The 8,939-nt window shown below is 40.3% G+C and carries 10 protein-coding genes; 6 read left to right on the top strand and 4 right to left on the bottom strand.

Going from position 1 to position 8,939, the window contains the following annotated elements:
- Nucleotides 1–29: 29 nt before the first annotated feature.
- Both B2906_RS00945 and B2906_RS18955 read right to left on the bottom strand, forming a co-directional pair.
- Entirely contained in the window at nt 30–260 is a 231-nt protein-coding gene (locus B2906_RS00945) for a hypothetical protein (RefSeq protein ID WP_091651576.1), read from the bottom strand.
- A 10-nt stretch (nt 261–270) separates the two neighbouring features.
- Complete coding sequence (locus B2906_RS18955) at nt 271–627, bottom strand: RDD family protein (RefSeq protein ID WP_219957603.1); 357 nt, start codon at nt 625–627, stop codon at nt 271–273.
- Nucleotides 628–833: 206 nt separating this feature from the next.
- Here B2906_RS18955 and B2906_RS00940 point away from each other — a divergent pair, with 206 nt between their 5' ends.
- From B2906_RS00940 to B2906_RS00915, 6 genes are all read left to right on the top strand, one after another.
- Complete coding sequence (locus tag B2906_RS00940) at nt 834–1,721, top strand: EboA domain-containing protein (RefSeq protein ID WP_286935289.1); 888 nt, start codon at nt 834–836, stop codon at nt 1,719–1,721.
- 33 nt (nt 1,722–1,754) lie between these two features.
- Nucleotides 1,755–2,666, top strand: a complete 912-nt coding sequence (locus B2906_RS00935; RefSeq protein WP_091651570.1) for a TatD family hydrolase — start codon at nt 1,755–1,757, stop codon at nt 2,664–2,666.
- A gap of 3 nt (nt 2,667–2,669) precedes the next feature.
- A complete protein-coding gene (gene eboC / locus B2906_RS00930) occupies nt 2,670–3,584 on the top strand; it encodes a UbiA-like protein EboC (protein WP_286935288.1) in 915 nt (304 codons plus the stop codon).
- Between the two features lie 65 nt (nt 3,585–3,649).
- On the top strand, nt 3,650–4,801 hold the full coding sequence (locus B2906_RS00925; protein WP_286935286.1) for a 3-dehydroquinate synthase: 1,152 nt from the start codon (nt 3,650–3,652) through the stop codon (nt 4,799–4,801).
- A 1-nt stretch (nt 4,802) separates the two neighbouring features.
- Entirely contained in the window at nt 4,803–6,008 is a 1,206-nt protein-coding gene (gene eboE / locus B2906_RS00920; protein WP_286935285.1) for a metabolite traffic protein EboE, read from the top strand.
- On the top strand, nt 6,008–7,378 hold the full coding sequence (locus tag B2906_RS00915) for an alkaline phosphatase family protein (protein WP_286935290.1): 1,371 nt from the start codon (nt 6,008–6,010) through the stop codon (nt 7,376–7,378). Before eboE ends, B2906_RS00915 begins: the two co-directional genes overlap by 1 nt.
- On the opposite strand, the gene B2906_RS00910 is transcribed toward B2906_RS00915, so the two are convergent.
- Nucleotides 7,375–7,959, bottom strand: a complete 585-nt coding sequence (locus tag B2906_RS00910) for an HD domain-containing protein (protein ID WP_286935284.1) — start codon at nt 7,957–7,959, stop codon at nt 7,375–7,377. The genes B2906_RS00915 and B2906_RS00910 overlap by 4 nt on opposite strands.
- Nucleotides 7,956–8,852 carry a YitT family protein gene (locus tag B2906_RS00905; protein ID WP_286935282.1) on the bottom strand — a complete coding sequence of 299 codons (897 nt, stop codon included), beginning with the start codon at nt 8,850–8,852 and terminating at the stop codon, nt 7,956–7,958. The genes B2906_RS00910 and B2906_RS00905 overlap by 4 nt, the downstream gene beginning before the upstream one ends.
- Nucleotides 8,853–8,939 lie beyond the last annotated feature (87 nt).

Genomic DNA, 8,939 nt, shown 5'->3' with positions numbered 1-8,939 from the left:
AAAACTATTTATGAGACAGCCTCATAAATTTATTTTCCTTCAGGCTTATAAATTGCCCCTGTGGCAAAATCTACGATGGCTCCTGGCCAGAATAAAACAATGTCAGCGATCAAAGCAGCCACTCGAACTTTTCTTTGAGGTTCACCCGGCGCAGGCTTGGTTCTTTGATATTCTGAAACTGGTCCACCAAAAATTGTGGCACAACTTGACATAGAAACAACTAGTAGTCCAATGCTAAGGGATTTTAAAACTTTTTTCATAAGAATGGATTTAGTTAGGTTTTATTAAAATTGTTTTTGAAAAATGATCATGTAAACCCTTCCCAGACATAAAGTAGCTTATAAAATAGAAAGGTATTATTCTGGAAACAGTTCGGATTAATATCTGAACAAGGCTTGGCTTATTGTGATGATGGTAGTCAACTACCTTGGTTCCGGTAATTTTTTTTCCAACCGTTTGTTGAAAGAGTGCCTCGCAAACAAAATAGTATAGGAAATAAACCAGTATCAATACATATCTCTGATTTTGAAGTACTTCTGCTCCAAAAACAAATGTTGACCCAACAAGCAATAAAAAATAGGCTGTGGAGTCAATAATAAAATTTAAAAGTCGTGCTGTCCAATTCATAAAATACCTCGTAAAAATATAAAAAATTATCGTATTCAAATAGGATTATTAGTTCTCTGAACTAATAAACTGAATGTCACATGGAAAATTTCACAGTTATTTATTTTTGATAAAAAAAATCCAAAATGCCCCCACTCCTCCCAAAATTGATGGAATTTAATTTTTGATTGAGTTTATTTACAGGCGTAGAGCAATCTCAATTGACAATGACCCAAACTGAAAATTTTCCTGCATTCTTAATGACTCTTTTGCAACAACAAGCCGATGAAAAATCCATTGCTTGGCTGAATCAAAAAGTAGAAAAATTTAAAGAATCAGGCTCCAAGACAGGCTTTTTTCTGGCTTTTAGTCAGGCTTCACGTCATTTCAGTAAAGATCTATTACAAATTTCAGAGCAAAAGGCCCAAGAAGCAGAAAAGCTTAGCAAAGGCTTTGAACCCTCTTTTTGGAACGTCCTGCAAACAGCCCGTACCTATTTGCTGCTTCATTATCCTCAGCAAAAGCAAGTATGGTTTGATGCCATCAATCAGCTCTTTGAAACAGCCGATATGCATGAGCATCAGGCATTATTTGCCGCTCTACCTATTATGCCCTTTCAGGAGGATTTGCTTCCCCGTGCTATTGATGGTTGTAGGACAAACGTCGCTTTAATATTTGATGCTATTGCTTTAAACAATCCTTATCCTTCCACTTATTTTCCAGAGGGCAACTGGAATCAGATGGTTCTGAAAGCCGTCTTTATGCAAAGACCACTCTATCGAATTCAAAATCAGGATAGTAGAAGAAACCCTGCATTGGCAGAAATTGCTTCTGATTTTGCCCATGAAAGATGGGCAGCAGGTAGGAATGTAATGCCGGAGCTATGGCGTTTGGTTTCTCCCTTTTTAAATGATGAATTCTTCAAAGATCTCAAAAAGGTGATGAGTTCCGAAGATGAGCTGGAGAAAAAAGGAGGAGCATTAGCCTTGTATCAAAGTGATTTTCCTCCTGCGAAGGGGCTTTTGGCAGATTTTCCTAACTTGATTCATGGAATTGAGTCCAAATCCATCACCTGGGAAAGCATTGGTCAGGAGTACCAGCAAACTCGTCTTTAATTATTGCAAAGAATTACTTAAACATAGAAAATCATGTCCATGTATATAGATCCCCATATTCACTTGGTATCCAGAACTACCGATGATTACGAAGCCATGCAAAAAGCCGGGATTGTGGCTACTATTGAACCCGCATTTTGGCTCGGCCAGCCCCGAACAGAAGTGGGTAGCTTCAAGGATTATTTCAGCACTTTGGTAGGTTGGGAGCGTTTTCGAGCCAGTCAATTCGGCATTGTCCACTATTGCACCATGGGTCTGAATTCCAAAGAAGCCAATAATATTCCTTTGGCGGAACAGGTCATGGAATTGCTTCCCTTGTATGTGGGAAAAGAAGGCGTAGTGGCAATCGGAGAAATTGGCTATGATGATCAAACGGAGGCTGAGGATAGGTTTTATCGGGAACAATTGGAATTGGCTAAGGAAGTGGACCTACCCGTACTGATTCATACCCCACATAGAGATAAGAAAAAGGGAACTTACCGCTCCATGGATGTGGCAGAGGAGCATGGCATGGATCCGGGCTGGGTCATTGTAGATCACAACAATGAGGAAACAGTCAAAGAGGTTTTGGATAGAGGTTATTGGGCTGGATTCACGATTTACCCGCATACCAAAATGGGTTCCGAACGAATGGTAGAAATTGTCAAGCAATATGGCCCTGAGCGAATCATAGTGAACTCGGCAGCTGACTGGGGGATATCTGACCCTTTGGCTGTACCAAAGACAGCCGACCTTATGAGAAAAATGGGCATACCTGAAGAGCACGTGCAGATGGTTACTTACAAAAATGCCTTGGCTGCATTTTCACTTTCTGGCCAAATGGATGAAAAAGACTGGTTGAATGCGCCTCCAATCGATCAGACCAAAAAAATGGGAGGGAACTCTGTGCTTAGAGGTGGGCAGGTACCTAGAGTCGAAGGACCTTCTGATCGCGTGGAAAATTAATCTATGAGTAAGGGCAGCCTATTTGCATACCTTCAGTTAACCCGCCCAGCTAATGTGGTAACTGCTATTGCTGATATTTGGGCAGGTTTTGCCATAGCCGGAGCTTGGACTTTCATGCAGGTAGACTGGAGTCAGGGAGCTGGAGATTTTTGGCAAAATTTGCTTTGGCTTTCGATCAGTACAATAGGTTTATATGGGGGAGGAGTAGCTTTTAATGACATAGCAGACGCCGATTTGGATTCGGTGGAGAGACCCGAAAGACCTATTCCTAGCGGAAGGGCTTCCAAAAAGAACGCAATTCTTATGGCTTCCTGCTTACTTTTGGGAGGTATTTTCTTTGCTTTTTTGGTCAACATTTTCGCAGGCTTTTTGGCAATTGCAATAGCTATTTGCGCTTTATCATATGATTTTTGGGGGAAGCATCAGCAACTCTTTGGACCCATCAATATGGGACTTTGCAGGGCTGGAAATCTACTGCTTGGTGTAGCAGTTGCTCCGGAGGTTTTGCAAAAACTCTGGCCAATCGGTGTTTTGCCCTTGATTTATGTAGCGGCCATTACTATGGTGAGTCGGGGAGAAGTGCATGGAAAAAATAAAAAAGCGCTATTTGGTGGTTTTGGGTTGTATATATTGGTTATTTCCGGGATTACTTTTCTGGCGAAAGTCCAAAAACCCGGTTCATGGGAAGTCTTTCCCTTTTTGATTTTATTAGCCTTTATGATATTTCCTCCTTTGACAAGAGCCATACAAAAACAGGAACCTGCCTTAATCGGAAAATCTGTCAAAGCAGCAGTAATATCTTTGATCATAGTCAACGCTTCATTAGCTGCAGCCTTTGAAGGATGGATAATCGGTGTTATAGTTTTATTGCTTCTGCCGATTTCTTTATGGTTGGCTAAGAAGTTTGCCGTGACTTGATTTACTTTAGGATTGGTTTTCAAGTCATTTGAGAACTTTCAGCCCTAATAACCTATTATCCTTGTATGAATACCATTTTAAAGCAGCGGTTTTCAGTTTCTTTTGAGTATCCGGTCTGTTTTTCCGAAGATATTTTCAATCAAGAAAATAAGCTCTTTGCTTCCCTTTTTGAAAAGGGTAGAAAGTGTAAGACTTTTTTCATCATTGACAGTGGAGTTGCGCAGCACCACAAATCCCTTTCCGATAAAATTCAACAGTATTCCGAAGCAAATTCGGACTCATTCTTTTTATGTGCGGATCCCTTGATAGTTCCTGGCGGGGAGGCCTGTAAAAATGATGCGAGTTTCTATCAGAAAGTAGTTGAGGCCACCCATATTCATGGAATTGATAGACATTCTTACATAGTAGCCATAGGAGGAGGAGCCGTTTTGGATATGGTAGGTTTCGCAGCGGCTATTTCTCATAGAGGGATAAGATTGATCCGGGTACCGACCACAGTTCTATCCCAAAACGATTCCGGTGTTGGAGTGAAAAATTCTGTTAACTCATTTGGGAAGAAAAACTATTTGGGAACCTTCACCACTCCAGTTGCTGTCATCAATGATTTTAATTTTTTGAAGACCTTAGATGATAGAGATTGGAGAGGAGGAATATCTGAGGCTATCAAAGTGGCCTTGATTAAAGACCTCTCCTTTTTTGAGTGGCTGGAACAGCACGCTGCTCAATTAGCGTCCCGCTCGCTGGAGCCAATGAAAGAACAGATTATGAGATGTGCTCAAATGCACATGGATCATATAGCTGGGAAAGATCCTTTTGAAATGGGTTCCTCAAGACCTTTGGACTTTGGACATTGGGCGGCCCATAAACTGGAGCATCTCAGCAGCTATAGAGTTAGACATGGTGAAGCAGTAGCTATAGGTATTGCTCTTGATTCCACATATTCTTACTTGAAAGGCTGGATAGCTAAAGAGGATTTGGATAGAGTAATCGTATTGCTACAAAATCTCGGATTTTCATTGTACGAGCCGGAATTATCCGGTGAAAATTTAATCAAAGGTTTGAGAGAATTTCAGGAACATTTGGGAGGCCAATTAACCATTATGCTTTTGGAGCGATTGGGTAAAGGAGTGGAGGTTCATGAAATGGATCATGCCATGATTGAAGAGGCAGTAAAAATGCTAAAAGATTGGAACCAAGAAGCCATTAGCAAATCCTAGAATGCATATTTCAGATTTTCACTTAAGCTATTGTAGTAATATTCACCCTGGAGAAAGCTGGGAGGCAACTTTTCAAAATTTACAGCGATATATCCCGGAAATCAGGAGCAATCTTAATTTTCAGCAATCCTTTGGAATAGGCCTGAGATTATCCCATGAAGCAAGTTTGGAGCTCCAAAAGCCTTCAATTATAGCAGAATTCAAAGCTTGGCTAGAATCCGAAAATGCCTATGTCTTCACCTTAAATGGTTTCCCTTACGGGGATTTTCACCGAACTACAGTAAAAGATCAAGTGCACTTCCCGGATTGGACTACTGAAGAGAGAAGGGATTATACGATTAGATCCTTCAGAATATTGGCGGGATTAATTCCTGAAGGATTGGACGGAGGAATTTCTACTTCTCCCATTTCCTATAGGCACTGGTTCCAATCTGAATCAGATCTAAATGCTGCCATGGTCAAAGCTAGCCATCATTTATTGCAGGTAGTGGAGGAGTTGGCTTTGATTGAAAGGGAAACTGGTAAATTTTTGCATTTGGATATCGAGCCGGAACCGGACGGTATTTTGGAAAACTCAGGTGAGATGATCTGGCTTTTTCAGGAATATTTACTCCCAATTGCAAAGGAAACTTGGGCTAAATCCAGGCATCTCAATGAAGCTGAAGCAGAAAAATTGATCAAGCGACATATTCAGGTTTGTTATGACGTTTGCCATTTTGCGATCGTTTATGAAAAGCCTTCTGAGACTTTTGCCAAGTTTGCCAGCGCAGGAATCCAGATCGGGAAAATCCAAATATCCGCTGCCCTGAAACTCCTTTTGGGGGATGATAAAAAATTGATTAAGCAAAAACTAGAGCCTTTTGTGGAGTCAACTTATCTCCATCAGGTTGTGGGAAGGTATCCTACTGGTAAGTTGGTTTCTTATCCGGATTTGCCGTATGCCTTAGCCAAAATCGAATCAGCCCAAGAAGAGGAATGGAGGATTCATTTTCATGTCCCATTATTCATAGAAAGCTATGGGGACTTACTTTCTACTCAAAGCAGTATTGTTGAGGTTTTGGATGAATTGGCATTGAATCCAGGATTGACTAACCATTTGGAGGTGGAAACCTATACTTGGGAAGTTTTACCTGAAAAAATGAGGCTAGATATGGGAGAATCTATTTCCAGAGAGTTAGATTGGGTAATTCAAAACATGATAAAATGATGAGAAAAACGGTAGTGCTGGATATTGTTGCGCTTTCTTTCCGAGTGGTTGGCGAGCACACGCCTTTTCTCAAATCCTGGATTGAAGGCAAGAAAAAAGCCATTATTGAACCCGTTCTTCCGGCAGTAACTTGCTCTGCTCAGTCTGTATATCTCACTGGAAAATATCCTTCCGAACATGGAATAGTCGGAAATGGCTGGTATTTCTATGATGAGTGTGAGATTAAATTTTGGAGACAGTCCAACAGGCTGGTTAGATCACCCAAAATCTGGGATCATTTAAAAGCTGAAAACCCAGAATTCACTTGTGCTAATCTTTTTTGGTGGTACAACATGTATTCCAGTGTAGATTATGCAGTTACTCCACGCCCTTTGTACCCGGCTGATGGAAGGAAGCTTCCAGACTGTCATTCTCAGCCTATGGAACTGAGAGATAGATTGCAAAAAGAGCTCGGGCAATTTCCTTTATTTTCATTTTGGGGTCCGAATACCAATATTTCGGCAACTCAATGGATAGCTGATGCTGCAAAAAAAGTCGATGAGTGGTACAATCCTACGCTCAACCTGATTTACCTACCACATCTAGATTATGGCTTGCAAAGACATGGAATAGATTTCGAAAAAATCGGAAAAGACTTGCAGGAAATTGATCAAGTGGCTGAAGACTTGATTACTTATTTTGAAAAGCAGGGGGCTGAAGTTTTACTGCTTTCTGAGTATGGAATCACCAATGTGAACCAACCCATCCACATTAATAGGATTTTGAGGTCTGCTGGATGGATTCAGGTAAAAGATGAGTTGGGTCTTGAAACATTAGACGCTGGCACTTCGCAGGCTTTTGCCGTCGCAGACCATCAGGTGGCCCATGTACATATTCAAAATGAGGCCATTTTCGAGCAGGTGAAAAGTTTACTCAGAAATACCCCTGGAATAGAAAAGGTACTGGATAAAAATGATCAAGTAGAATTTGGACTGGATCACAAAAGATCAGGGGATCTGGTGGTGGTCGCTGATAAAAACTCTTGGTTTACCTATTATTTCTGGATGGATGATGCCAAGGCGCCAGATTATGCACGCTGTGTAGATATTCATAGAAAGCCAGGATACGATCCTGTAGAGTTATTATTAGATCCGAAAATCAAAGTTCCTTTACTGAAAGTGGGTTCAAAAGTCCTTAAAAAGAAACTAGGCTTTAGATACCTAATGGATGTGATCCCTTTGGATGCTGGCTTGGTAAAAGGAGCTCATGGAAGAATTCCAGAGGAGGATATTGATAAGCCTTTTATAGTGGGGGGAAAAGAATTAATTCCTCATCAAAAAATTGAAGCCGGTGATGTATATGATTTAATATATCATGCTGTAAAAGGTTAGACTAGGTTCAGTTTTTCTTTTACTGAATCGATATTATCTTGTTTTTTTGGCTCTCTGAATTTTTTACAATAATCAGTGTGATAGTGGTGTTTTTCCAAAAAAGTCAGTTGTAATTCATTCCATGCTTGCTCAGAAAAACTTGGATTGAAATGCTTTAATTCTTCAAATAAAGCATTTCCCTGCTTTTCAAATTCACTGGTCCCGAGATATTCCAAATCTGCATCGGCAATAATTCTTTCCAGTTGATTGGTTGGAGATTGTGGGATTTTCGTCGCCATAATCATCCCGCAGATTTTGGATAGATCTGATTCGGAAAGATCTTCAGAAAGGTAGTTTCTTGCGATTCCGCAACCTATTTCCTCATGGTTTTTTGGGTTTTCTATAAAGCCTGTGTCATGAAACAAGGCAGCAAGCCTCAATAAGAAGAGCTCTTTTTCTGATACATCTTCGATCCTGGCCAAAAAGATAGCTTTATCCATCACATACTCTGTGTGGGCTAGATTATGATAGGTCAGGTAGGAAGGCAGTTGCTCCAATATATTCCTGTAAACTTTCCGTTTTATTTGTTCAAAGTCTATCATACATGCTTTTTTCCTACTTTTTTAATGACTCCGCCTTTTACTTCTTTGATAGTTTGGACATAGAAAAAGGCCTTAGGATCAATTTCCTGAATAGCTAATTTGATTCTATGTACTTCCAGACGGGTTACTACGGTCATGATAATATCGCAAGGGTGCTTAATATGAAAGGTTTCAGGGAGATAGCCCCTTTCCCCTTTATATACCGAAATTGCTTTTTTAAAGTCTTTGACTATCAATTCTTTGACCAATTCGTGTTCTTTAGAAATAATTGTCAAAGCGGTGTACTCCTCAAAGCCCTCTACAATGTAGTCAGTAGTCTTTATTGCGGTAAAATAGGTCAGTATAGAATACATTGCAGGTTCTATGCCAAAAACATACGCAGCGGAGAGCATAATCAGACTATTTAGAAAAACAGTTATCTCACTGGCAGTCAGGGCAGAGTTTTTATGGAAGTACTCTGTGATGACTTCAAAGCCATCAATTAAGCCTCCGCCTCGAATAATTAGCCCTATTCCTGTACCCATCAAAAAACCTCCGAAAACAGCTATCAGTACCTTGTCTTCTGTTACGGTAGGTATTTCCATGAAATGTAAAACCAGAACCAAAAGAAAGACCGAAAATCCTGACTGAATGGCGAAAGTCTTTCCTATCATCTTCCAGGCCATGTATAAGAAAGGAAGATTGATAACTACCAAAAGCAGGTTTAAATTGATTCCAAAACCCAAATTGACCAAAATGGCTATACCGGTAACTCCTCCATCCAAAAATTTATTGGGAAGCATAAAAGCCTCTAATGCAATCGCTGCAAGAGCTACACCACAAATTGAGTACACTAAAGAGTGGGGGGAGAATATAGTTTTCCAATCAATCGATTTGGTTGCCGATTCTTTCATTCTGGTAGCATAGGGTAAAAAATCATTTTTTGCAGCTAAGCGCTAGCTTTTAGTTTATAGTAAGGGTTCTGAATCCTAATTTAAGGA

The sequence above is a fragment of the Algoriphagus sp. UBA3586 genome, from assembly GCF_002376385.1.
GTDB lineage: Bacteria > Bacteroidota > Bacteroidia > Cytophagales > Cyclobacteriaceae > Algoriphagus > Algoriphagus ornithinivorans.
Note: the sequence above shows the minus strand (reverse complement) of the source record. Positions and strands in the feature narration are given on the sequence as shown.

What these genes read in the sequence shown, in the direction of transcription:
- eboE (WP_286935285.1), top strand. Translation starts at nt 4,803, where the DNA reads ATGCATATTTCAGATTTTCACTTAAGCTATTGTAGTAATATTCACCCT.
- B2906_RS00910 (WP_286935284.1), bottom strand. Translation starts at nt 7,959, where the DNA reads ATGATAGACTTTGAACAAATAAAACGGAAAGTTTACAGGAATATATTG.
- B2906_RS00905 (WP_286935282.1), bottom strand. Translation starts at nt 8,852, where the DNA reads ATGAAAGAATCGGCAACCAAATCGATTGATTGGAAAACTATATTCTCC.
- eboC (WP_286935288.1), top strand. Translation starts at nt 2,670, where the DNA reads ATGAGTAAGGGCAGCCTATTTGCATACCTTCAGTTAACCCGCCCAGCT.
- B2906_RS00935 (WP_091651570.1), top strand. Translation starts at nt 1,755, where the DNA reads ATGTCCATGTATATAGATCCCCATATTCACTTGGTATCCAGAACTACC.
- B2906_RS00915 (WP_286935290.1), top strand. Translation starts at nt 6,008, where the DNA reads ATGAGAAAAACGGTAGTGCTGGATATTGTTGCGCTTTCTTTCCGAGTG.
- B2906_RS00940 (WP_286935289.1), top strand. Translation starts at nt 834, where the DNA reads ATGACCCAAACTGAAAATTTTCCTGCATTCTTAATGACTCTTTTGCAA.
- B2906_RS00945 (WP_091651576.1), bottom strand. Translation starts at nt 260, where the DNA reads ATGAAAAAAGTTTTAAAATCCCTTAGCATTGGACTACTAGTTGTTTCT.
- B2906_RS00925 (WP_286935286.1), top strand. Translation starts at nt 3,650, where the DNA reads ATGAATACCATTTTAAAGCAGCGGTTTTCAGTTTCTTTTGAGTATCCG.
- B2906_RS18955 (WP_219957603.1), bottom strand. Translation starts at nt 627, where the DNA reads ATGAATTGGACAGCACGACTTTTAAATTTTATTATTGACTCCACAGCC.